The 23,245-nt window shown below is 76.0% G+C and carries 19 protein-coding genes; 9 read left to right on the forward strand and 10 right to left on the reverse strand.

Annotated elements, in window-relative coordinates:
• Window positions 1-53 precede the first annotated feature (53 nt).
• On the forward strand, window positions 54-2,444 hold the full coding sequence (treY, locus tag ACIP60_RS25765; protein ID WP_400688231.1) for a malto-oligosyltrehalose synthase: 2,391 nt from the start codon (window positions 54-56) through the stop codon (window positions 2,442-2,444).
• The gene (treZ, locus tag ACIP60_RS25770) at window positions 2,444-4,195 is read left to right on the forward strand and encodes a malto-oligosyltrehalose trehalohydrolase (protein ID WP_400688233.1); all 1,752 of its coding nucleotides are present in this window, start codon (window positions 2,444-2,446) and stop codon (window positions 4,193-4,195) included. Before treY ends, treZ begins: the two co-directional genes overlap by 1 nt.
• Before the next feature lie 55 nt (window positions 4,196-4,250).
• On the opposite strand, the gene ACIP60_RS25775 is transcribed toward treZ, so the two are convergent.
• Both ACIP60_RS25775 and ACIP60_RS25780 read right to left on the reverse strand, forming a co-directional pair.
• On the reverse strand, window positions 4,251-5,189 hold the full coding sequence (locus tag ACIP60_RS25775; protein ID WP_400688235.1) for a transketolase family protein: 939 nt from the start codon (window positions 5,187-5,189) through the stop codon (window positions 4,251-4,253).
• Between the two features lie 19 nt (window positions 5,190-5,208).
• Complete coding sequence (locus ACIP60_RS25780) at window positions 5,209-5,850, reverse strand: transketolase (RefSeq protein WP_400688616.1); 642 nt, start codon at window positions 5,848-5,850, stop codon at window positions 5,209-5,211.
• A 223-nt stretch (window positions 5,851-6,073) separates the two neighbouring features.
• Between ACIP60_RS25780 and soxR the strand changes: the two genes are divergently transcribed.
• The 3 genes from soxR to ACIP60_RS25795 all read left to right on the forward strand — a co-directional run bounded on the left by soxR (window position 6,074) and on the right by ACIP60_RS25795 (window position 8,482).
• Entirely contained in the window at window positions 6,074-6,571 is a 498-nt protein-coding gene (soxR, locus tag ACIP60_RS25785) for a redox-sensitive transcriptional activator SoxR (RefSeq protein ID WP_400688237.1), read from the forward strand.
• An 88-nt stretch (window positions 6,572-6,659) separates the two neighbouring features.
• Window positions 6,660-7,508: an SAM-dependent methyltransferase gene (locus ACIP60_RS25790; RefSeq protein WP_400688239.1), complete on the forward strand. Its 849-nt coding sequence runs from the start codon at window positions 6,660-6,662 to the stop codon at window positions 7,506-7,508.
• A 74-nt stretch (window positions 7,509-7,582) separates the two neighbouring features.
• Window positions 7,583-8,482 carry a sulfurtransferase gene (locus tag ACIP60_RS25795; protein WP_400688241.1) on the forward strand — a complete coding sequence of 300 codons (900 nt, stop codon included), beginning with the start codon at window positions 7,583-7,585 and terminating at the stop codon, window positions 8,480-8,482.
• Window positions 8,483-8,523: 41 nt separating this feature from the next.
• Here the strand turns inward: ACIP60_RS25795 and ACIP60_RS25800 are convergent, their stop codons facing one another.
• Together ACIP60_RS25800 and ACIP60_RS25805 are read right to left on the reverse strand one after the other, a co-directional pair.
• Complete coding sequence (locus tag ACIP60_RS25800) at window positions 8,524-9,021, reverse strand: toll/interleukin-1 receptor domain-containing protein (RefSeq protein ID WP_111553216.1); 498 nt, start codon at window positions 9,019-9,021, stop codon at window positions 8,524-8,526.
• Window positions 9,022-9,105: 84 nt separating this feature from the next.
• Window positions 9,106-10,470, reverse strand: a complete 1,365-nt coding sequence (locus ACIP60_RS25805) for a multiprotein-bridging factor 1 family protein (protein ID WP_400688244.1) — start codon at window positions 10,468-10,470, stop codon at window positions 9,106-9,108.
• A 449-nt stretch (window positions 10,471-10,919) separates the two neighbouring features.
• Here ACIP60_RS25805 and ACIP60_RS25810 point away from each other — a divergent pair, with 449 nt between their 5' ends.
• On the forward strand, window positions 10,920-11,579 hold the full coding sequence (locus tag ACIP60_RS25810; protein WP_400688246.1) for a hypothetical protein: 660 nt from the start codon (window positions 10,920-10,922) through the stop codon (window positions 11,577-11,579).
• Window positions 11,580-11,586: 7 nt separating this feature from the next.
• Here ACIP60_RS25810 and coaE read toward each other — a convergent pair whose 3' ends face one another.
• From coaE to ACIP60_RS25830, 4 genes are all read right to left on the reverse strand, one after another.
• A complete protein-coding gene (gene coaE, locus ACIP60_RS25815) occupies window positions 11,587-12,183 on the reverse strand; it encodes a dephospho-CoA kinase (protein WP_400688248.1) in 597 nt (198 codons plus the stop codon).
• 159 nt (window positions 12,184-12,342) lie between these two features.
• Entirely contained in the window at window positions 12,343-12,987 is a 645-nt protein-coding gene (locus ACIP60_RS25820) for an MBL fold metallo-hydrolase (protein WP_400688250.1), read from the reverse strand.
• Window positions 12,988-13,022: 35 nt separating this feature from the next.
• A complete protein-coding gene (locus ACIP60_RS25825; RefSeq protein ID WP_400688252.1) occupies window positions 13,023-15,128 on the reverse strand; it encodes an MMPL family transporter in 2,106 nt (701 codons plus the stop codon).
• Between the two features lie 281 nt (window positions 15,129-15,409).
• Complete coding sequence (locus tag ACIP60_RS25830) at window positions 15,410-16,051, reverse strand: TetR/AcrR family transcriptional regulator (RefSeq protein ID WP_400688254.1); 642 nt, start codon at window positions 16,049-16,051, stop codon at window positions 15,410-15,412.
• A gap of 76 nt (window positions 16,052-16,127) precedes the next feature.
• Here ACIP60_RS25830 and ACIP60_RS25835 point away from each other — a divergent pair, with 76 nt between their 5' ends.
• Window positions 16,128-16,907: an MBL fold metallo-hydrolase gene (locus ACIP60_RS25835; RefSeq protein ID WP_400688256.1), complete on the forward strand. Its 780-nt coding sequence runs from the start codon at window positions 16,128-16,130 to the stop codon at window positions 16,905-16,907.
• Between the two features lie 152 nt (window positions 16,908-17,059).
• Here the strand turns inward: ACIP60_RS25835 and rpsA are convergent, their stop codons facing one another.
• The gene (gene rpsA / locus ACIP60_RS25840; protein ID WP_111553210.1) at window positions 17,060-18,553 is read right to left on the reverse strand and encodes a 30S ribosomal protein S1; all 1,494 of its coding nucleotides are present in this window, start codon (window positions 18,551-18,553) and stop codon (window positions 17,060-17,062) included.
• Between the two features lie 428 nt (window positions 18,554-18,981).
• On the opposite strand from rpsA, the gene ACIP60_RS25845 reads away from it, so the two are divergent.
• Window positions 18,982-19,920 (forward strand): class I SAM-dependent methyltransferase, encoded by a 939-nt coding sequence (locus tag ACIP60_RS25845; protein ID WP_400688258.1) that lies wholly within the window; start codon window positions 18,982-18,984, stop codon window positions 19,918-19,920.
• Between the two features lie 5 nt (window positions 19,921-19,925).
• On the forward strand, window positions 19,926-22,565 hold the full coding sequence (locus ACIP60_RS25850; RefSeq protein WP_400688260.1) for an ATP-dependent RNA helicase: 2,640 nt from the start codon (window positions 19,926-19,928) through the stop codon (window positions 22,563-22,565).
• A gap of 70 nt (window positions 22,566-22,635) precedes the next feature.
• Here the strand turns inward: ACIP60_RS25850 and ACIP60_RS25855 are convergent, their stop codons facing one another.
• Window positions 22,636-23,214: a GNAT family N-acetyltransferase gene (locus ACIP60_RS25855; RefSeq protein WP_400688262.1), complete on the reverse strand. Its 579-nt coding sequence runs from the start codon at window positions 23,212-23,214 to the stop codon at window positions 22,636-22,638.
• Between the last annotated feature and the right edge of the window lie 31 nt (window positions 23,215-23,245).

Here is a 23,245-nt window from a genome sequence, read left to right on the forward strand (position 1 = left end):
TCGTTCGGCGCAGTGGACGGTAGGTCCGGGGCGGCCCGGGTAGGCATGCGGGTATGACGTCAGCCGCCGCACGCCCCGAGACTGCCGGCATCCCGACGGCCAGTTACCGGCTCCAGCTGCAGCCGGAGTTCACCCTGCACGACGCCCGCCGGGCGGTGCCGTACCTGGCGGCGCTCGGCGTGTCGCACCTGCACCTGTCGCCGCTGCTGGAGGCGGTGGCCGGCTCCACGCACGGCTACGACACGCTCGACCACAGCCGGATCAGCGAGCAGCTCGGCGGTGAGCGGGCGCTGCGCGAGCTGGCCGCGGAGGCGGCGGCCCACGGGCTGGCGCTGATCGCGGACGTGGTGCCCAACCACATGGCGCTGCCGGTGCCGGAGCGGCTGAACGGGCCGCTGTGGCAGGTGCTGCGGAACGGCCCGGACGACCCGTTCGCGGACTGGTTCGACATCGACTGGGCCGCCCAGCCGGGCCCGGTGGACGCCCCGGAGCGCGGGCGGCTGCTGCTGCCGCTGCTGGGCGACCGGCTGGGCGCGGTGCTGGACCAGCTGGCGGTGGACGGCGACGTGCTGCGCTACCACGACCACGCGTTCCCGCTGCGGCCCGGCACCGAGGGCCTGCCGCTGGCGGAGCTGCTGGAGCGGCAGTGGTACCGGCTGTGCTGGTGGCAGCTGGCCGACGAGCAGGTCAACTACCGGCGCTTCTTCACCGTCAACGACCTGATCGCCGTCCGGGTGGAGGTCCCGGAGGTGTTCGAGGCCACCCACGGGGTGCTGCTGCGGTTGCACCGGGAGGGCGTGCTGGCGGGCTTCCGGATCGACCACCCGGACGGGCTGGCCGATCCGCGCGGCTACCTGCGGCGGCTCGCGGAGGCCACCGGCGGGGCGTACACGGTGGTGGAGAAGATCCTGACCGGGGACGAGGCGCTGCCCGCGGACTGGCCGTGCGCGGGGACGACCGGGTACGACGCGCTGCGCCGGATCGACGGGGTGCTGACCGACCGGCGGGGCGCGGAGAAGCTGTTCGCGGCCTACCGGCGGGACGTGGGCGAGGCGGCGGACCCGGCGGCGGCCGGCCGGGCCGGGCGGGCCGAGATGGTCGCGCCGGGCGGGGCGCTGGCGGCGGAGACGGACCGGCTGGTGCGCCTGGTGGGGCGGATCTGCGCGGACGGGCCGGAGCTGGCGGACCACTCGCCGCTGGCGGTGCGCCGGGCGCTGGAGGGGCTGCTGACCGGCTACCCGGTGTACCGGCCGTACGTGGTGCCGGGCGAGCCGGCCCCGCCGGAGGCGGTGGCGGCGCTGGCGGCCCCGGTGGACGCCCCCGCCACCGAGCGGCTGGTGCGGGAGCTGGCGCTGGGCGCGCTGGGGCGGTCGGCGGCGAAGGACGAGTTCTGCCACCGGTTCGGGCAGACCGCGTCGGCGGTGGCGGCCAAGGGCGTGGAGGACACCGCGTTCTACCGGTTCAACGCGCTGCTGTCGCTGAACGAGGTGGGCGGCCTGCCGGAGCGGCCGGGCGTGTCGGTGGAGGAGTTCCACCACTGGTGCGCCGAGCAGGACCGGCTGTGGCCGGCTTCGATGACGGCGCTGTCCACGCACGACACCAAGCGCAGCGCGGACGCCCGGGCCCGGCTGGCGGTGCTGGCGGAGCTGCCGGAGGTGTGGGCGGCGGAGTGCGCGGCGTGGACGCTGGCGGCCGGGCCGTGCGCGGACCGCTCCACGGCGTGGCTGCTGTGGCAGACGCTGCTGGCCGCGTGGCCGGTGTCCGAGGAGCGGCTGCTGGGGGTGGTGCTGAAGTCGGTGCGGGAGGCGAAGCGGCGCACCTCGTGGAAGGACCCGGACGAGTCCTTCGAGCGCGGGCTGGAACGGTACGTGCGGGGGGCGCTGGCCAACCCGGGGCTGTGCCCGCGGATCGCCGGGTTCGCCGGGCTGATCGCGCCGTTCGCCCGGGTGAACTCGCTGTCGGCGGCGCTGCTGCACCTGCTGGCGCCGGGCGTGCCGGACGTGTTCCAGGGCGGCGAGGAACCGCTGTACACGCTGGTCGACCCGGACAACCGGGCGCCGGTGGACCTGGGCGCGCTGGCGGTGCGGCTGACCGACTCGCCGGAGCCGCGCCCGGGCGACCTGGCCCGGGAGAAGCTGCACCTGACCACCACCGCCCTGCACCTGCGCCGCTCCGGCCCGCTGGGCTCGTACCGGCCGGTGGCGGGCCGGGGCCCGGCCGCCGGGCACCTGGTGGCGTTCGGGCGCGGCGAGCGGGTGCTCTGCGCGGCGACCCGGCTGCCGTACGGGCTGCACCGGGCGGGCGGCTGGCGCGAGACGGTGCTGGAGCTGCCGCCGGGGCGCTGGACGGACCTGCTGACCGAGCGGCACTTCACCGGCGGCACCGTCGAACTCTCGTATCTCTTCCGGCAGTCGCCGGTCGCACTGCTCGCGGAGGGGTCCTGATGCGGTACCGGGTGTGGGCACCGGAGGCCAAGGTGGTCGAGGTGGAGGTCGGGGCGATCCCGTACCTGCTGGAGCGCGACCCCGCCCGGCCGGGCTGGTGGCACGGGGAGGCGCCGGAGGGCGACCACGGCTTCCGGCTGAACGGGGGCCGGGCGCTGCCCGACCCGCGCTCGGCGTGGCAGCCGTTCGGCCCGGACGGGCTGAGCCGCCGGGTCGACCACGGCGCGTTCGCCTGGTCGGAGACGGCCTGGCGGGGGCGCCCGCTGCCGGGCGCGGTGGTGTACGAGCTGCACGTGGGCACGTTCACCGCCGGGGGGACGTTCGACGCGGCGGCCGAGCGGCTCGACCACCTGGTCGACCTGGGCGTGGACTTCGTCGAGCTGATGCCGGTGTGCGCGTTCCCGGGCCGCTCCGGCTGGGGGTACGACGGGGTGGACCTGTGGGCGGTGCACGAGCCGTACGGCGGGCCGGACGGGCTGAAGCGGTTCGTGGACGCGGCGCACCGGCGCGGGCTGGGCGTGGTGCTGGACGTGGTGCACAACCACCTCGGTCCCTCGGGCAACTACCTGCCGCAGTACGGCCCGTACTTCACCGACCGGCACCAGACGCCGTGGGGCTCCGCGGTCAACCTGGACGCGCCGGGCTCGGACGAGGTGCGGGCGTTCCTGATCGGCAGCGCGCTGTCCTGGCTGCGCGACTACCGGATCGACGGGCTGCGGCTGGACGCGGTGCACGCCCTGGTGGACACCCGGGCCCGGCACTTCCTGGAGGAACTCGCCGCCGAGGTCGAGAAGCTGGCACAGGCCACCGGCCGGCCGCTGTTCCTGGTCGGCGAGTCCGACCTGAACGACCCGCGCACCACCGCCGCCCGGGAGGCGGGCGGCCTGGGCCTGGACGCGCAGTGGAGCGACGACTTCCACCACGCGCTGCACTGCCTGCTGACCGGCGAGTCGCAGGGCTACTACGCGGACTTCGCCGCCGACCCGTACGCGGCGGTGGCGAAGACGCTCACCCGGGGGTTCTTCCACGACGGGAGCTGGTCCTCGTTCCGGGGCCGCTCGCACGGCCGCCCGTTCCCGGCCGGGCACGGGCACCGGCTGCTGGGCTACGCGCAGACCCACGACCAGGTCGGCAACCGGGCCGTCGGCGACCGGCTGTCGGCCGCGCTGCCGCCGGGGCGGCTGGCGGCGGCGGCCGCGCTGGTGCTGACCTCGCCGTTCACGCCGATGCTGTTCATGGGCGAGGAGTGGGGGGCGGGCACCCCGTGGCAGTACTTCACCGACCACACCGACCCGCGGCTGGCCGAGGCGGTCCGGCAGGGGCGGCGCCGGGAGTTCGCCGAGCACGGCTGGCGGGCCGAGGAGGTACCGGACCCGCAGAGCCCGGACACGGTGGCCGCCTCCACCCTGGACTGGGCCGAGCCGAAGCGCGCCCCGCACGCCGAACTGCTGTCCTGGTACCGGGAGTTGATCCGGCTGCGACGGACCGCCCCGGAGCTGTCGGACGGCGACCTGGCCGCGGTGCGGGTCCGCTACGACGCGGCGGCCGGCTGGCTGGCGGTGCACCGGGGCCGCTACCGGGTGCTGGTGCGGCTCGGCGGCTCCGCGCAGCCGCTGACCGTCCCGCTGGAGGGCGGGTTCGCCGCGCTGGAGGCCGCGTTCGGGGAGGTGGCGGTCGGCGGGGCGGCGGCCGGCCCGGGCGGCGCGGTGCTGCTCGGGCCGGACGCGGTGGCGGTGGTGCGCACCGCGTAGGCGGCGGGCGTCCGCGGCGGGCGTCCGTCCGGCCCGGGCGCGCGCCGCGCGGCGGCTACCAGAGGTACTCGCTGATCCGGGTGCGCAGCCCGGCGGCGTCCAGGCCGTACGCGGCCAGGTGCTCGGGGATCGAGCCGTAGTGCCGGTGCTCGGCCACCGGCACGCCCAGGGCCAGCACCCGGTGCGGCAGGTCGCCGAGCGCCAGGTGCGCGGCGCGCTCGGAGGTGCCCGCCAGGTAGGGCTCCACCAGTACCGCGTCGGCCCGCTCGCCGAGCGCGGCACGCAGGCCCGCGGCGTCGAACGGGCGGACGGTGGCCGCGTACAGCACCGTCACGTCGAGCGTCTCGGTGGCCTCCAGCACGGCGTCCAGCATCGGGCCGACCGCCAGCACCGTGCCCGCGTGCCGGGAGCCCTGGCGGACGGTCAGGAAGCGTCCGGGGGCGACCGGCCGGGCCTCGGCGTTCTGGTGCGCGGAGAGCCGGACGTACTGGAGGGTGTCGCCCGCCGCGACGGCGTGCCGCAGCAGCAGGTCGGCCTCGGCGGGGTGGCCGGGGACGTGGACGTGCCAGTCGGGGAGGGTGTCGAGCAGGGCGACGTCGCCCGGGGACATGTGGGTGCGGCCGCCGGCCGGCCAGTCGTAGGAGCCGGCCGCGCTCACCAGGACCGCGCCGACGCCCTGGTGCACCAGGTCCAACTTCACCTGCTCGAAGGGCCGTTCGACCAGGAAGCTGGCGAAGGTGTGGGCGATCGGCCGCATCCCGGTCAGCGCCAGGCCGCCCGCCACGCCGATCAGCAGCTGCTCGCGGATGCCGACGTTGACCACCCGGTCGGGGTGGGCGCGGGCCGCCCCGGGGAACTGCGCGACCCCGATGTCGGCGAGCACCAGCGCGGTGCGCGGGTCCCGCTCCAGGAGTTCGGTGACGGTCGTGGCGAACTGCTCGCGCATGGTGGCCTCGTGGGTGGCCGGTCCGGTCGCCTCGTGGGTGCTCTGCATGGTCTCTTCTCCCCTGCGGTCAGCTGTGCTTGGGCTCGGTGCGGGCCACCACGACGTGCGGGCGGCCGGGGTGCGGGGCGGTGAACGCCCGGTACAGCTGCGCGTGGTCGCGGCCGTCCACGGTGGCCGTCGACCAGCCCTCCCCGGCGAACCGGGCCGCGATGCCGCCGCTCCAGCCGTGCGTGGCCGAGGAGTTGTCGATCACCAGGGTGTGCAGCCGCTCCAGCCCGTACGCCCCGGCGAAGGCCACCGCCTCGTGGTTGGAGCCCTCGTCGAACTCGGCGTCGCCGATCAGCACCCACACCGCCGGACCGTCCAGGCCCTGCGCCCGCAGGCCCAGCGCCGTCCCGACCGCCAGCGGCAGGCCGTGCCCCAGCGAGCCGGAGCCGATCTCCGCGCCGGGCACCAGCAGCCGGTCCGGGTGGTGGCCCAGCGGCGAGTCGTAGGCCCCGAAGCTGGACAGCAGCTCGACCGGGAAGAAGCCCTTCGCGGCCAGCACCGCGTAGTACGCCATCGGGCCGTGGCCCTTGGACAGCAGGAACCGGTCGCGGTCCGGCGCGTCCGCGTTGCCCGGGTGCGCGTTCAGCACCCGGTCGTAGAGCACCCACAGCGCGTCCAGGGTGGAGGTCGCGGCCGGGGAGTGCTTCTCGTCGCCGGTCATCAGGGAGATCAGGTGCGGCAGTTCGGCGAAGCCGCCGCCGCGGGTGCGCGTCGCCGCGCCCGCCGTGGGGCTGCCTGCCGTGGGGCCACCCGTCGTGGGGCCGCCCGCCGTGGGGGCGTTCGCCGTCGCTTCGTCCGTCGTGGAGTCGCTCGTCATGGGAGAAAGCCTCCGACTTCAAGTGCGCTTGAAGTCAAGCGGGCGCTTCCCGGTACGCTGCGGAGGCATGGCACCCACCCGGCACGACGTCCTCACCATCGGCCAGCTCGCCGAACGCAGCGGCCTGGCCGCCTCCGCGCTGCGCTACTACGAGAGCCTCGGGCTGATCCACTCCGCCCGCACCGCCGGGAACCAGCGCCGCTACCCCCGCACCGCGCTGCGCCGGATCGCCTTCGTCCGGGCCGCCCAGCAGGTCGGGCTCAGCCTGGAGGAGGCCCGCGCCGCCCTCGCCCGGCTGCCCGAGGACCGCGCCCCCACCACCCGGGAGTGGAACACCGTCGCCACCGCCTGGCAGCACCGGATCGACCGGCAGATCGCCGAACTCCAGCACATGCGCGCCAAGTTGACCGGATGCATCGGCTGCGGCTGCCTCTCCCTGAGCCGCTGCGGCCTCTACAACGCCGCCGACCGGGCCGCCGCCGCCGGGCCCGGCGCCCGCTACCTGCTCACCCGTGACCCGGACACCGGCCCCGAACCCGGGGCCGACCCCGCCCCGGCGGGCTGATCCGCCGGTTTCCGGACCCGCCGCCCGGCCCGCCGCCGGGCCGTCTATGCTGCCCCCGAAAGCGCGTTCCACCGACGGGGGGCCGGACATGACCGAACATCAGGAAATCGCCCTGGACTGGATGTCCGGCGAGCAGGAGCCGCCGCCCTCCGCCGAGCTGCGCCCCGAGGTGCCGCACCCGGCCCGGATGTACGACTACTACCTCGGCGGCAAGGACAACTTCCCCGCCGACCGGGCCGCCGCCGAACAGGTGCTCTCGATCAGCCCGCTGGTGCGGATCAGCGCCCAGGCCAACCGGGCCTTCCTGCAGCGCGCCGTGCGCACCCTCGCCGAGCAGGGCGTGCGCCAGTTCCTCGACATCGGCACCGGCATCCCCTCCGCCGGGAACACGCACGAGATCGCCCAGGCCGTCGCCCCGTCCGCCCGGGTGGTCTACCTCGACAACGACCCGATCGTGCTGGTGCACGGCCGGGCCCTGCTGGCCGGCGCCCAGCAGGGCAGCGTCAACGTCCTCCAGGCCGACCTGCGCAAGCCCGAGGCGATCCTCGCCGACCCGGCCGTCCGCGACCTGATCGACCTCGACCGGCCGGTCGCCCTCCAACTGTTCGCCATCCTGCACTTCATCGACGACGCCGACGACCCGTACGCGATCGTCCGCACCCTGGTCGACGCCCTGCCCTCCGGCAGCTACCTGGCCCTCTCGCACGCCACCGGCGACTTCGCCGCCCCCGAGGACGCCGCCAAGGGCCCCGCCGTCTACAAGTCCGCCACCGCGCAGCTCAGCATGCGCACCCGCGAGCAGGTGCTGCGCTTCTTCGACGGCCTCGACCTGCTGGAGCCCGGCCTGGTCACCGCCCCGCTGTGGCGCCCCGACCAGGCCCCGCGGGACACCGACCAGCAGGTCGCCATCTGGGCGGGCGTGGCCCGCAAGCCCTGACCGCGGCCGGAGCCGACCCGGCGGGTGGCGGTGCGATCATGGGCCATCCGCACCCGTCCGAAGGAGCGCCCGCCGTGACCGCACCGCCGCCCGCCGGGCCCCCGGCCGCCGTACCGCAGCCCGACGCGCCGCAGCCCGCCGTACCGCCGCTGGTCGACGCCGGCTGGCTGGCCGCCCGGCTCGGCCGGCCCGGTCTGGTGGTCCTGGACGCGGGCGTCGGCGCGCACCGGCACCCGCCCGTCCGGATCCCCGGCGCCCGGGCCTTCGACCTCGACGGCGCGCTCTCCGACCACGCCTCCCCGCTGCCGCACACCCTGCCCTCCCCCGCCGACCTCCAGCGCGCACTGCGCGCCCTGGGCGTCGACGACCGCTCCACCGTGGTGGTGTACGACGGCGCGGGCGTGTACTCCGCCCCGCGCGCCTGGTGGATGCTGCGCGCCGCCGGCCTCGACCGGGCCGCCGTCCTGGACGGCGGCCTGCCCGCCTGGCGGGCCGCCGGACACCCCGTCGACGCCGGACCGCCCGCCTCCCCCGCCGACGGCCTCCCGGCCGGGGACGTCACCGTCCGGCCGCGCCCCGGCCTGTTCGCCGACCGGGACGCCGTGGCCGCCGCCCTCGCCGACCCCGGCACCGCCGTCCTGGACGCCCGGGCCCGCGACCGGTTCACCGGCGCCGCCCCCGAGCCCCGCCCCCACCTGCGCCGCGGCCACCTGCCCGGCTCCACCAGCCTCCCCTTCACCGAACTGCTCACCCCCGACGGCCGCTACCTCCCGGCGCCCGCGCTGCGCGCCCGCCTCGCCGCCGCCTCCGGCGACCGCCCCCGCCTGATCGCCTCCTGCGGCTCCGGCGTCACCGCCTGCGTCCTGGCCTTCGCCGCCCACCTCACCGGCCACCCCTCCCCCGCCGTCTACGACGGCTCCTGGTCCGACTGGGGCCGCCCCGAGACCGGCCTGCCGGTCGCGACCGGCGACTGAGCGCGGCGGCGGGGCGGGCGCGCAGCTCGGGCGCCGGCGGGTCAGCGGCCCTTCACCGCCGCGTCGGCCGCGGCCAGTTCCGGGACGAGGGCGGCGAGTTCGTCGGCGATCCGGGTCAGGTCGGCGTGCGAGCTGCGCAGGTCGAGGCGGCGGTGCTGGCAGTCGGCGAGGGCCGCGAGCGGTTCGGGGAGGCGTTCGGCGCGCAGTCTGGGGGTGTCGCCGACCAGGACGGGGATGACCAGGGCGCCGACGGCGAAGGCTTCGGCTATCTCGCGGCGCGGCCAGTCCTCCGGGTCCTCGACCGCGGGGCGGCCGTCGCGGCCCTGGACGTCGAACCAGCGGGGGCCGACCACGGCGAGCAGGACCGCGCAGTTGCGGACCGCGGCGATCAGCTCCTGCGGGTAGCGGCTGCCGGGGGCGATGGACTTGCTGGCCCGGAACACCTGGTCGCTGCCGAACCGGTAGGACAGTCCGTGGTCGAGCAGCGCGGCGACCGCCTCCTGGTCGCCGGTGCGGTAGTTCACGAAGATCGCGGGCATGGTGCGTCGACCTCTCTGTGCGGGGGTGTCCCGGCGGCGGTCCCGCGCGGGCGAGGGGAAACGGGCGGTGGGGCCGACGGGCCGTCAGCAGCTGCCGGTGATCGCCCGGAGCAGGAGGGGCTGGAACTCGCGGACCGCCCGGTTGGCCCGGAACCGCCGCAGTTCGCGGTCGAGCCGGCGCAGGTCGGCGACGACCGTCGCGGAGGGCACGTCGGCGAGGGTGTCGAGCTGTTCGGCCGCGATGGCGCAGGCGTGCTCGGCCTCGCCGGCCCCGGCGTGGGCCAGGGCGCGGCGCAGCCCGTAGCGGACCCGGGCGCGGGCGGCGCGCAGCGGGATGCGGGCGCACTCGCGGTCGAGGACCTCGGCGGCGCGCCGGGCGTGGCCGAGGTCGAACAGGCACCAGCCGGTGGTCATCGCGGCGGGGTCGGCGATGTTGGCGCTGCCGATCACCGGGCCCTCGTCGCGGTCGGCGTCGGCGGTGTCGAGCAGCACCTCGGCCCGCTCCAGGCCGCGCAGGCAGCGGTTGCGGTCGCCGCCGAGGGCGTGGCCCTGGGCCTCGCGGAGCGCGGCGAGGCCGCGGATGCGGGGCGGCAGGCGGCGGTCCTGGGCGGCGGTGGCGAGCGCGACGGTGGTGGCGGCGTCCCCGGCGTAGAAGGTGATCAGGGCGCGGCGGACCAGCGCGTACCCGGCGAGGTGGCGGTTGCCGCCGGCCCGGGCGAGTTCGACGGCCCGCTCGGTGTGCGCGAGGGCGGCGTGCCGGTCGCCGGCCTCCTGCGCCATCCAGCCGCCGAACTCGATGAAGTGGGCGGCGATCAGCAGCAGTTCGGCGCGGGCCCGGCCGTCGCAGCGCAGCGCGATCCGGACGGCGGTCTCGCTCTGCATCTGGAGGGCGGGGACGAGCAGCACCGGGTCGAGGTGCTGGCCGAGCGCCCGGTACTGGGTGAGCTGTTCGCGCAGCAGGGCGGGGACGCCGGGGTCGAGCGCGCTGGGGCGCTGCGGGGGCAGGGCGGCCAGCGCCTCCGGAGCGGGGAGCGCGGGCAGCGGGAGGCCCTCGGGCCCGCCGCGTCCGGTGCGCGGCTCGGCGTACCCGGCGCCCGCGTACCCGGCGTAGCCGTAGCCGTAGCCGTACCCGTAGCCGTACCCGTGGCTGTGGCCGGCCTCGGCCTCGGCGGCCTCGCGGGAGCGGAACCCGACGCCCGGCCCGGTGCGGTGGGCGGCGGCCCGGGCGGTGGGTTCGGGGCGGGCGGCGAGCTGCTGGAGACGGCCCTCGGCACCGAGCAGGGCGTCGCAGCGGCGGGCGAGTTCCTGGGACGCCTTGCGCTGGCCGCTCTCGACCTTGCTCAAGTAGCCCTTGCTGTAGCTGAGTTGCCGGGCGAGCCCGTCGAGCGAGAGGCCGTGCGCCTCGCGCAGCCGGCGCAGTTCGGCCCCGAAGCGATGAGACGAGAGCATGCCAAATCACCCCCTGGATGCGTCCCGGGCACACGCGGTGTGCGGGATGTTCGGTTCGGTCCGGGAGCGCTCCCCGGCGCTCCGAGGGAATCTTGGCATGCGACTGATCGCTTCCGGAGCGTTACGGAACGGTTTCCCGTTGCCAATTCCGCTGGCAGGCCGTGCGGCAGGGCGCCGATCGGCCCCCGCCGGGCGACCGGACGCCGATCGGCCCGGCCCCGCGAGGCCCGCCCGAGGCTCCCCGCCACCGGCTCCCGCCGTCCGCCGGGCCGGAGTCCGGGCGGCCCCGCGCGCTCCGTCCGCCGCCCTCGCGCCTCCCCCGGGGCCCGCACCGGGCGGCGCGTGGGCGACGTTTGCGCGCCCGGTCCGTACGGGGACGAATCACCTGGGAGACAGCCCGCTGACCTGGGACGACCCGGGACTCCGCCGATCAGCACGAGGGGAATCCTTTGACCGCGCCGACGCCGCCCGAGGGGATGCCGCCGCACCCCACCGCCCCACCACCGACCCCCGCCGGGCCGGCCCCGCCCCGCCGGATCGACCTCCAGGGCTGGAGCGCCGTCATCACCGCCCTGGTCGGCGTCGCCACCCTGGGCGCCGGGTTCGCGGGCGGCTACCTGTCCCAGTCGCAGTCCGTCCCCGGCCTCCGGCCGCAGCCGACGGTGACGGTGACCGTTCCCGGCCCGGCCGTCCCGGCCCCGGTCGCCACCCTGCCCGCCGCCGTCCCGCCCGCGGCCAGCCCGCCCGCGGTCAGCCCGCCCGTCGACACGCTGCCCAGCGAGGCGCTCGGCAGCCCGGGGGCGAGCGGCACCCAGGTGCTGCTGGCCTCGCCGGACGCCGGGCGCGGCGGGACCAGGACGGTGCTCACCGGGCAGGGGTTCCCGCCCGGCGCGGTGGTGCGGGTCTCCTTCGTCGTCAAGAACGAGTCCGAGCTGGACCAGCGGCTGCGCGACCTGCGCGACACCGAGTCCGACGCCCGCGGCGCCTTCTCCGTCGAGGTGGTCATCCCCGCCGACCTGGGCGGCTACGCGGACATGAACGCCTACCTGCGGGCCCAGGCCGGCACCGGCGGGAAGCCCGTCGAGACGGTCTTCGACCTGCTGCCCTGACCGGCCGTCAGGCCCGGCGCTCCTCCAGCCGCCGCCACAGCTCCTCGACCCGGGCGGTCAACTGCTCCAGGCCGCCGCTGTTGTCGAGGACCAGGTCGGCGACCGCGAGGCGCTCCTCGCGGCCCGCCTGGGCGGCCATCCGGGAGCGGGCCTCGTCCTCGGCCATGCCGCGCAGCTCGACCAGCCGGCGCAGCCGCTCCCCGTCCGGGACGTCGATGACCACGACCAGGTCGTACAGCGGGGCCAGGCCGTTCTCGGCGAGCAGCGGGACGTCGTGCACGACGATCGCGTCCGGCCCGGCCGCGGACTCCAGTTCGGCGGAGCGGGCCCGCACCAGCGGGTGGACGATCGCGTTCAGCTTCGCCAGCCGGGCCGGGTCGGCGAAGACGATCCGGCCGAGCGCGGGGCGGTCCAGCGCGCCGTCCGGGAGCAGCACGCCGGGCCCGAACTCGGCGGCGACGGCGGCCAGTCCGGGCGTCCCGGGGGCGACCACCTCGCGGGCGATCACGTCCGAGTCGACGATCACCGCGCCGCGCGCGGCCAGTTGGCGGGAGACCTCGCTCTTGCCCGCGCCGATCCCGCCGGTCAGTCCGATCCTCAGCATGCCGCCAGGCTACCGGCCCCCGGCGCCGGTCCGCCGCGGCGGGCCGGGCCCACCGGCGCACCCGCGGATGCGCGCGGGAGCCCGGCGGTGCCCGTTGCCCGGTGCCACACCGGTTCCGGAGCCTGACGTACCGTCAGATCCCCTTCCCTGCAAGGCGGTTCAGTCGAGGTCGAGGGACTCCCCGGCCGCCAGCGTCCGGTACTCCACGCCGCCGGTGCCGGGGCCCTGCGGGCCGAGCAGCCGCCCGTGGACGGCCTGTCCGGCCTCGCTGAGCGTCGCCTCGTGGATCGCCACCGCCTGCCGGGGCTGGGTCTCGCGCAGGTAGTCGACCAGTTCGCCGGCCCGCAGCCAGGGCGCGCCGAGCGGCAGCAGCAGGGTGTCGACGGTGTCCGGCGGGAGGGTCAGCGCGTCGCCCGGGTGGAAGGCCCGGCCGCCGAGCAGGAAGCCGATGTTGGGGATGCGCGGGATGTCGGGGTGGATCTCGGCGTGCCACTCGCCGTGCACCGTCACCGGCAGGCCGTCCAGGTCGAACGCGTCGCCGTCGCCGACCACCGTCACCCGGGCGCCGATGCCCTCCAGCTGCCGGGCCACCGCCGAGTTGGTGTACACCCGCAGGCCCGGGTTGGCCTCGACGGCGGCCCGGACCTGCTGCTCGGTGAAGTGGTCGGCGTGCTCGTGGGTGATCAGCAGGGCGTTCACGTCCGCCACCACCTCCGTCCCGCTGAACATGCCGGGGTCGATCAGCGCCGCCCCCCGCGCGTGCTCGATCCGGACGCAGGCGTGGCCGAACTTCGTCAGTCGCATGCGGCCAGCCTACGGCCGCGGCCCGGCGGGTCCGGCTACGGCGCACCCACCAGGCGGCGGCGCTTCACCAACCGCGGCGCGGGCAGCACCACCGGGCGCAGCGGCGGCAGCTCGACGTGCTCGTGCAGGCCGACGATCCGGTGCAGGCGGCGCAGCGGGGCGGGCGCCCACCAGTTGAGCCGGCCGAACAGCGTCATGGTGGCGGGCACCAGCAGGGTCCGCACCAGGGTGGCGTCCACCGCGACGGCCACCGCCAGCGCGATGCCCATCTGCTTGACCATGAGCATCTGCCCGGCGGCGAACCCGGCGAACACGATCACCATCAGCAACCCGGCCGAGGTGATGATCCGACCGCTGCGCTGCAGGCCGAGCTGCACCGACCTCGCGCAGTCGTACCCCTGGTCGTGCAGCTCCTTGATCCGCGAGAGCAGGAACACCTCGTAGTCCATCGACAGCCCGAACGCGAAGGCGAACACCAGCACCGGGATCACCGTCTCCAGGCCGCCGGTCGGCGTGAACCCGAGCAGCGAGCTGAAGTACCCGTGCTGGAACACCAGGGTCAGCGCGCCCAGCGACGCCCCCAGCGAGAGCACGTTCATCAGCAGCGCCTTCACCGGCAGCACCACCGACCCGGTCATCAGGAACAGCAGCACCAGCGTCCCGGCCGCGACCAGGCCCAGCGCCCACGGCCCGCGCGAGCCGATCTCGTGCTGGAAGTCCACCAGCGACGCCGCGTCGCCCGTCACGTACGTCTCCAGCCCGCCGCGCTCGGAGCGCAGCTCGCCGACCACCCGCTTGGCCCCGGCGCCCTGCGGGTCGCCCTTGACCAGCACGTCCACGGTCTGCACGCCGTCCGAGACCGGCACCACCGACCGGACGCCCGCCACGCCCGGCAGCTTCGCCACCACGTCGTCCGCGTACCGCTGGGCCTGCTGCGCCGTCCCCTCGACGACCACCTGCACCGGCGCCGGGACCTGCCCGGGGAAGCGCGCCTCGACCGTCTCGGCGACCTGCCGGGACGCGAAGCTCTTCGGCAGCACGTCCGCCCCCGAGTTGCGGAAGTGCGAGCCCAGGAACGGCGCCCCCGCCGCCAGCAGCAGCGCCACGCAGGCCAGCATCACCGGCACCGCCCGGCGCTGCACCCGGCGCACCGTCCGGGAGAAGAACCCCTCGTCCGGGACGGGCGCGGTCGGCGCCTTGATCCGCCGCCCCATGAAGCCCAGCAGCGCCGGCACCAGGGTCAGCGCCGCCGCCACCGCGATCACCACCACGCTCACGCCCGCCACCGCGACCGCCCGGAACACCGGGCTGGTGAACACGAACAGCCCGCTCAGCGCGACCGCCACCGTCAGCCCCGAGAACGCCACCGTCCGGCCGGCCGTGGCCGCCGTGCGCTCCACCGCCTGCGCGATGTCCGCGCCGTGGCCGCGCTCCTCCCGGAACCGGTTCACCATCAGCAGCGCGTAGTCGATCGACAGGCCCAGGCCCAGCACCGTCGCGATCGGCAGCACCGAGGTGTCGATGTCCATCAGCTTGCTGAACCCGAACATCGCCAGCAGCGCCCCGCCCACCGAGGCGATCGCCCCGATGCCCGGCAGCCCCGCCGCGGCCAGCCCGCCGAACACCAGCACCATCACCACCAGGGTGAGCGGCAGCGTCACGATCTCGCCGAACCTGGTGTCCTTCGCGGTCTGGTCCTTCACCTCCTGCTGGAGCACCAGGTCGCCGCCGACCACGGTGTGCGCGCCGTCCGCGTCGATCCGCTCCAGCCGGTCGGTCACCGCCGCCAGCTGCTTCGCCGTCGACCCGTCCGCCATCCGCACGCTCACCAGCGACGCCCGGCCGTCGCTCGCGGTCAGCTGCCCGCCCGTCCCGTACGCGTCCGCCACCGAGACCACGCCCGGCAGCTTCGCCACCTCCGCGCCCGCCCCCTCGACCGCGGCCCGCACCCCCGGGTCGCCCACCGCCGGCCCGTCCACCACCGCCGTCACCGTGCCCTGCACCGGGTCCGCCGCCTGCACGACCGCCGTCCCGGCGGCCGACTCCGACCCGCCGCTGCCGGTGGCCGCCACCGACCCCTCGAACACCCGCCCGCCGAACACCACCCCCACCGCGAGCACCAGCGCCCAGAACGCCAGCACCCAACGCCGGTGCCGGAAACACACTCGCCCCAGCGCGGCCAACCGACCGGAAACCTGGGAAACCTGGACCTCTGCTGCGGTGGAGCGGGAGCTGCGCATGCGGGGAGCCTTTCGGACAAGTCCCCTCAATGTATGTGTGACTTCGCTTTCGTCCTATAGGCGGACGATGAGCCTCATCTCACAATCCCCTTCACATAAAAGACACTTAAGCTCCGCACCCCCTCCCCGCCGCACCCGCCCCGCCCCGCCCCGGCCCGCCGGGAGGGGCGGGCCGGGGCGGGTCAGGGCGCGCCCAGGAGGGCGGCGGCGAGCAGACCGGCCAGCCACTCCTGGTAGGCGTCGGCGGACCATCCGCGGCCCGCGGTGAGCTGGGTGAACAGCTGCGGCCCGGTCAGGGCCCAGCAGGCGTCGGCGAGGCGCGCGGGGTCGCCGCCGGGCGGCAGGACGCCGGCGTCGGCGAGGTGGCCGACGAAGGCGGTGACGCCCGTCAGCCGCTCCCGCTCGCTGAGCGCCAGCACCTCCGCGACCTCGGGCCCCGCCTGGACGAGCAGCCCGAACAGCGGGGCCAGCCGCTCGTGGACGCCCCGGACGAACCCGGCGTAGCGCCGGAGCTTCACGGCCGGGTCGCGGGCTTCCCACACCGCCCTGAGCTGGGGCCGCTCGGCCATCGCCACCGGCTCGTCGTCCCCGGCGAGCGTGGTGTCCCAGAGCGCCTTGACCAGGCCGGACTTGCCGCCGAACGACTTGTAGACCGTCTCCGGGGAGACCCCGGCCCGCTCGGCGACGGCGCGGACGGTCGCGGCCCGGTAGCCCTCCGCGAAGAGCAGCTCCCGGCACGCGGCCAGTACCGCGGCGCGGTTGCGCCGGGCGGCCTCCTGCCGGCGGCTGGCGTCGTAGGGCCTGCGCGGAGCGTCGGGCGCCACGGGACCCCTCCTCCCTCAATCCATTACAGTTTGCTGTATCGAAAGTTCGATCCGCCCCGCACCGCCGGAGGAACGCATGCCCCGCCCCGTCCCCCACGTCCAGCCCGGCATCGCTCCGGGCGTCGACCGCCTCGGCGACCACGTCGTCAACTTCTACCTCGTCCACCACCCGGACGGGCTGGTCCTGGTCGACGCGGGGCTGCCCGCCCACCTCGGGCAGCTGCGCGAGCACCTGGCCCGACTGGGCCGGACCCCGGCCGACATCCGCGCCGTGCTGCTCACCCACGCCCACCCCGACCACACCGGCCTGGCCCACCCGCTGCGGCGGGCCGGGGCCGACGTCCGGATCCACCAGCGGGACGCGGCCATCCTGCACGACGGCCCGCGCAGCGCCCTGCGCCACGCCGCACCCGAGCGCTCCGTGCTGCCCTACCTGCTGCGCCGTCCCGCCGCGACCGCCACCGTGCTGCACCTCGCCCGCAAGGGCGCCTTCACCGCCCGCGCGGTGCCGGACGTCCGGACCTTCGCCGACGACCAGCGGATGGAGGACGTGCCCGGCGCACCGCGGACCGTCGCCCTGCCCGGTCACACCCCGGGCAGCACCGCCTACCTGTTCCCCGACCGCGGCCTGCTGTTCACCGGTGACGCCTTGGTCACCCACGACGGCCTGACCGGACGCACCGGCCCCGGCCTGGTCTGCCGCGGCTTCACCCACGACGGTGCCGCGGCCCTGGCCGCCCTCGACCGCATCGCCGAACTGACCGCCACCACCGTGCTCCTGCCCGGCCACGGCCGACCGACCACCGACGACGTCCGCACCGTCGCCCACCTGGCCCGACAGACCGGCCTGCACTGAACAGCCCCTCACCGCACCACCGCACCCCGGTTCGCGCACGGGCGGGTGCACGGGTGGGTGGACGGGCGGGGAACACAGCAACCCCCGCCCAGGGAAACCCTGGACGGGGGTTGCTGTCAGTCAGCTACGCGCAGCAGCCGAAGCGCGGTGCTTCAGCTCTGGCCGCCGGCCAGCTTCTCGCGGAGCGCGGCCAGGGCCTCGTCCGAGGCGAGCGCGCCGGAGGTCTCGTCGCTGCTGGAGGAGTACGAGCCGCCACCGCCGGAGACCGGGGCCTCCTCGCCGGCCTCGGCGGCGGCAGCCGCGTCGGCCTCGCGGGACTTGATGACCTGGGCCTGGTGCTGCTCGAAGCGGGCCTGGGCCTCGGCGTACTGCCGCTCCCACTCCTCGCGCTGCTTCTCGAAGCCGGGCAGCCAGTCGTTCGCCTCGGGGTCGAAGCCCTCCGGGTAGATGTAGTTGCCCTGGTCGTCGTAGGACGCGGCCATGCCGTACAGGGTCGGGTCGAACTCGACCGACGCCGGGTCGGCACCGAGGGACTCGTTGGCCTGCTTCAGCGAGAGGCTGATGCGGCGGCGCTCGAGGTCGATGTCGATGACCTTGACGAAGATCTCGTCGCCGACCTGGACGACCTGCTCCGGGATCTCGACGTGGCGCTCGGCCAGCTCGGAGATGTGGACCAGGCCCTCGATGCCCTCGTCCACGCGGACGAACGCACCGAACGGAACCAGCTTGGTGACCTTACCCGGGACGACCTGCGAGATCTGGTGGGTCCGGGCGAACTGCTGCCACGGGTCCTCCTGGGTCGCCTTCAGCGACAGGGAGACGCGCTCGCGGTCCATGTCCACGTCGAGAACCTCGACGGTGACCTCCTGGCCGACCTCGACGACCTCGTTCGGGTGGTCGATGTGCTTCCAGGACAGCTCGGAGACGTGCACCAGGCCGTCGACGCCGCCGAGGTCGACGAACGCACCGAAGTTGACGATCGAGGAGACGACGCCGGAGCGCACCTGGCCCTTCTGCAGGGTGGTGAGGAAGGTCTGGCGGACCTCGCTCTGGGTCTGCTCCAGCCAGGCGCGGCGGGACAGGACCACGTTGTTGCGGTTCTTGTCCAGCTCGATGATCTTCGCCTCGAGCTCCTTGCCCACGTAGGGCTGGAGGTCGCGGACGCGGCGCATCTCGACCAGCGAGGCCGGGAGGAAGCCACGGAGGCCGATGTCGAGGATGAGACCACCCTTGACGACCTCGATGACGGTACCGGTGACGATGCCGTCCTCTTCCTTGATCTTCTCGATCGTGCCCCAGGCGCGCTCGTACTGCGCACGCTTCTTGGACAGGATCAGGCGACCCTCCTTGTCCTCCTTCTGGAGAACCAGGGCCTCGATGTTGTCGCCAACGGAGACAACCTCGTGGGGGTCGACGTCGTGCTTGATCGAGAGCTCGCGGGACGGGATGACACCCTCGGTCTTGTAACCGATGTCGAGGAGCACCTCGTCACGGTCGACCTTCACGATGACGCCCTCAACGATGTCGCCGTCGTTGAAGTACTTGATGGTCTCGTCGATCGCGGCGAGGAACGCGTCCGCGTCGCCGATGTCGTTGACCGCAACCTGCGGGGTGGTGCTGACAGAGGTGTCGGTGGGGCTCGTCATTAGGAAAAGGGCTCCGGTACGGACATGAAGTCGTAGGTAATGCCACGCGGGGGGCCCTGATCGCTCCCACCGAAAGCCGTACAGGCCAGAAAACGGCCCACCGAAAGGACTCCCGCAGTACAGGATTCCCGGCGTCCGTCTGACGACCGTGGGGTCTTCGACAGATGCGAGCGCGACCTGCTCCGTCCGAGGCGCGCAGGCCCGCAGCGCAACTTGTAGCATACGGGGACACCCCGGCACGGTCAACGTCGAAGCCGACGAGACCGGTAGAGCCCGGGACGGATCAGGCCATATCCTCCAACGGCGCTTCTCACCGCGCCTGGAACACCGGCCCTACCCCGGATGCCACCGCCCGACCCGGCCCCCGTACGGGGCCGGCTCCGCAGCAGCAGCGCTTCCGCAAGCCCATAGCCTACGTGACGGATCCCATGACCCACTCCACCGCCCCCGGTCCCGACGAGCCCCGCGACGACGAGCCCGGCGGGTACGACCCGTCCGCGTACGACGTGCCCTCCGCCCCCCGGGGGGAGGCGCGGGAGGACGGGCCGGACGAGGAGGACGGCGACGAGGCGCTGCGGCGGGAGGCCGGGGAGCGCGAGTCGAGCCGGGCCAGCCGGCACTGGTGGGACCGGAACGCGGACGACTACCAGGACGAGCACGGCGAGTTCCTCGGGGACGACCGGTTCACCTGGTGCCCGGAGGGCGTGGACGAGGCCGAGGTGCAGCTGCTCGGCGAACCGGCCGCGCTCGCGGGCGCGGACGTGCTGGAGATCGGCTCCGGCGCCGCGCAGTGCTCGCGCTGGCTGGCCGCCCGGGGGGCCCGGCCCGTCGCGCTGGACATCTCCTACCGGCAGTTGCAGCACTCCCGCCGGATCGACCTGGGCCGCGGGCTGGCGCCCGTCGCGGTGGTGCAGGCGGACGCGGCGGTGCTGCCGTTCGCGGACGGCTCGTTCGACCACGCGTGCTCGGCGTACGGCGCGGTGCCGTTCAGCGCGGACACCGCGCGGCTGATGCGCGAGGTGCACCGGGTGCTGCGGCCGGGCGGGCGGTGGGTGTTCTCGGTGACCCACCCGATCCGCTGGGCGTTCCCGGACGAGCCCGGGGTGGAGGGGCTGACCGCCACCTCCTCGTACTTCGACCGCACCCCGTACGTCGAGCAGGACGAGCAGGGCACCGCCACCTACGTCGAGCACCACCGGACGCTCGGCGACCGGGTCCGCGAGCTGGTCGCGGCCGGGTTCACGCTGCTGGACCTGGTCGAGCCGGAGTGGCCCGAGGAGTTGGCGCAGGAGTGGGGCGGCTGGAGCCCGCTGCGCGGCCGGCACATCCCCGGCACGGCGATCTTCGTCGCCCGGCGGAACGGCTGAGCGCGGTGCGCCCCGGGGGGCTCGAACTGCCGGTCCGCACCGCCCTGCCCGCCCTCGCCCGGGCCCTGGACGAGTCCGGCGCGGCCGTGCTGTCCGCGCCGCCCGGCACCGGCAAGACCACCCTGGTGCCGCTCGCCCTGGCCGGCCTGCTCGACCCGGACGGGCCGCCGCGCCGGGTGCTGGTCGCCGAACCGCGCCGGCTCGCGGTCCGGGCGGCGGCCCGGCGGATGGCCTGGCTGCTGGACGAACCGGTCGGCCGGACGGTCGGGTTCACCGTGCGCGGCGAGCGCCGGGTCGGCCCCGGCACCCGGGTCGAGGTGGTCACCACCGGCGTCCTGCTGCAACGCCTCCAGCGCGACCCCGAACTGCCCGGCGTGGACGCGGTGGTGCTCGACGAGTGCCACGAACGCCACCTGGACGCCGACACCGCGCTCGCCTTCCTGCTGGACGTCCGGGCCGCGCTGCGCCCCGAACTGCGCCTGCTGCTGGCCTCCGCCACCGCCGACACCGACGCCTGGGCCGAACTGCTGGGCGGCGCCCCGGTGGTGGCCGCCGAGGGCGTCGCGCACCCGGTGGCGACGGTGTGGGCCCCGCCGCCGGCCGCGGTCCGCCCCCCGCACGGGACGCGGGTCGACCCGGCGCTGCTGTCGCACGTCGCGGCGACGGTGCGCCGGGCGCTGGCCGAACGGGACGGCGACGTGCTGTGCTTCCTGCCGGGGGTCGGCGAGATCGTCCGGGTGGCCGGGCAGTTGGCCGCCGAGGACGTCGAGGTGCTGTCCCTGCACGGGCAGGCGCCGCAGGCCGTGCAGGACGCCGCGCTCAGCCCCGGCGGTCGGCGGCGGGTGGTGCTGGCCACCTCGGTCGCCGAGTCCTCGCTGACCGTGCCGGGCGTGCGGGTCGTGGTCGACTCCGGGCTGACCCGGGAGCCGCGCACCGACCACGCCCGCGGCCTGTCCGGGCTGGTCACCGTCCGCACCTCGCTGGCCGCCGCCCGGCAGCGCGCCGGCCGCGCCGGACGCGAGGCCCCCGGCACCGTGTACCGCTGCTGGGCGGAGGCCGAGGACGCCCGCGCCGCCCGCTTCCCCACCCCCGAGATCGCGCTCGCCGACCTCACCTCCTTCGCCCTCCAGGCCGCCTGCTGGGGCGACCCGGACGCCACCGGCCTCACCCTCCCCGACCCGCCGCCCGCCGGCGCGATGGCCGCCGCCCGCGACGTCCTGCGCGCCCTCGCCGCCGTCGACCCCGCCGGCCGCCCCACCGACCGCGGCCGCGCCATCGCCCGCACCGGCCTGCACCCCCGCCTCGCCCGCGCCCTGCTCGACGGCGCCCCCGCGGTCGGCCCGCGCCGCGCCGCCGAACTCGTCGCCCTCCTCTCCGAGGAGCCCCCGCGCGCCCTCGGCGACGACCTCGCCGAGATCCACCGCACCGTCCGCCGCTCCACCGACCCGTACGCCCGCCGCTGGAAGGACGAGACCCGCCGCCTCGAACACGCCCTGACGGACCCGACCGCGCAGCCCGCCGAGGGCGGCGCGGCGGGACGGCCGCCGGGCGCGGACGGCGCGGCGGGACGACCGCCGGTCGAGGGCGGCGCGGCAGCCGGCGACGGCCTCGGGGCGCGGGCCGGCCGGGGGGCCGCCGGCTCCGGGCTGTCGGACGGTGCCGCCGCCGGGCTGGTGGTCGGGCTGGCCTACCCGGAGCGGGTGGCGCGGGCCCGGGAGGGCGGGGAGGGGGCGTACCTGATGGCCTCCGGGACGGCCGCCCAGCTGCCCGCCGGGACGCGGCTGCCGGCCGGCGGCTGGCTGGCCGTCGCGGTCGCCGACCGGCCCGCCGGGTCGCCCTCCGCGCGGGTGCTGCGGGCCGTGGCGGTGGACGAGGCGACCGCCCGGCGGGCGGCCGGGCCGCTGCTGGCGGCCCGCGAGGAGGTGCGCTGGTCGGTCCGGCAGCGGGAGGTGGCGTCCCGCCGGGTGGAGTCCCTGGGCGCGATCGAACTGGCCGCCGCACCGCTCACCGCACCCGACCCGGCGCTGCTGCGGGCCGCGCTGCTGGACGGGCTCGAACGGGAGGGCGTCTCCGCGCTGCTGCGCTGGCCGCCCGCCGCGAGCGGGCTGCGCGAACGGCTCGCCTTCCTGCACCGGGCGATCGGCGACCCGTGGCCGGACGTCGCGGACGCCGCGCTGCTGGCCGCCGCCGAGCAGTGGCTGGAACCCGAGCTCTCCCGGGCCCGGCGCCGGGCCGACCTGGAGCGGATCGACACCGCCGCCGCGCTGCCGCGCCTGCTGCCCTGGGCGAGCGGGCAGGCCGGACGGCTCGACGAACTCGCCCCGGAGCGGATCACCGTGCCCACCGGCAGCCGGATCCGGGTCGACTACGCGAGCGACCCCGAGCGGCCGGTGCTGGCCGTGAAGCTCCAGGAGCTGTTCGGCTGGGCCGCCGCCCCGGCCCTGGCCGGCGGACGCGTCCCGCTCACCGTCCACCTGCTCTCCCCCGCGGGCCGCCCGGCCGCCGTCACCGGCGACCTCGCCGCGTTCTGGCGCACCGGCTACCCCGCCGTCCGCGCCGACCTCCGCGGCCGCTACCCCCGCCACCCCTGGCCCGAGGACCCCACCACGGCCGAACCCACCCGCCGCGCCAACCCGCGCAAGTGACGCCGCGTCACCCGGCCCGGCTCGCCCGCGCGGGGCGCGCACGGGCGGGTGAGCGGGCGGGGCGGGGAAGCTACCCCCAGTCCTCCGCCAGGACCGCCATGTCGATGTCGTCGACCCACTCGTCGCCGTACCGCAGCACCTGCCGCCGCACCCCCTCGACCTTGAACCCGGCCTTCTCGTAGGCCCGTTGCCCCCGGCCGTTGAAGGCGTAGACGGAGAGCGAGACGCGGTTGAGGCCGATCGCCCGGATCGCGTGGTCGGTGAGGAGGCGGACGGCCTCGGTGCCGAGGCCGCGGTCGCGGCCGTCGGGGCCGATGGCGATGCGGAGGTTGCAGGCGCGGTTGGGTGCGTCCCACTCGTTGAGGACGATCTCGCCGACGCCGCGGCCGGTGGCGCGGTCGACCACGATCAGGTCGAGGCGGTCGGTCTGCTCGTTGCGGGTGGTGTACCAGTCGACGACGCGGCGCTCCGTCGCCTCGTCCCAGACCGGGGGTTCGGGGGTGTAGGAGTCGGAGGTGTAGCGGAGCACGTCCGGGTCGTTGATCACGGCGCGGAGCATGGGAAGGTCCTCCTCCGGCCGCACGGGCCGCAGGAGGACCTTCTCGCCCACCAGGGTGGGTTTCTCGGAGAAGGAGGAGGAGGCAGGCATCCGGCCAGTCTCGGCGGGCCGGACGCCCGCC

The sequence above is a fragment of the Kitasatospora sp. NPDC088783 genome, from assembly GCF_044750705.1.
GTDB lineage: Bacteria > Actinomycetota > Actinomycetes > Streptomycetales > Streptomycetaceae > Kitasatospora > Kitasatospora fiedleri.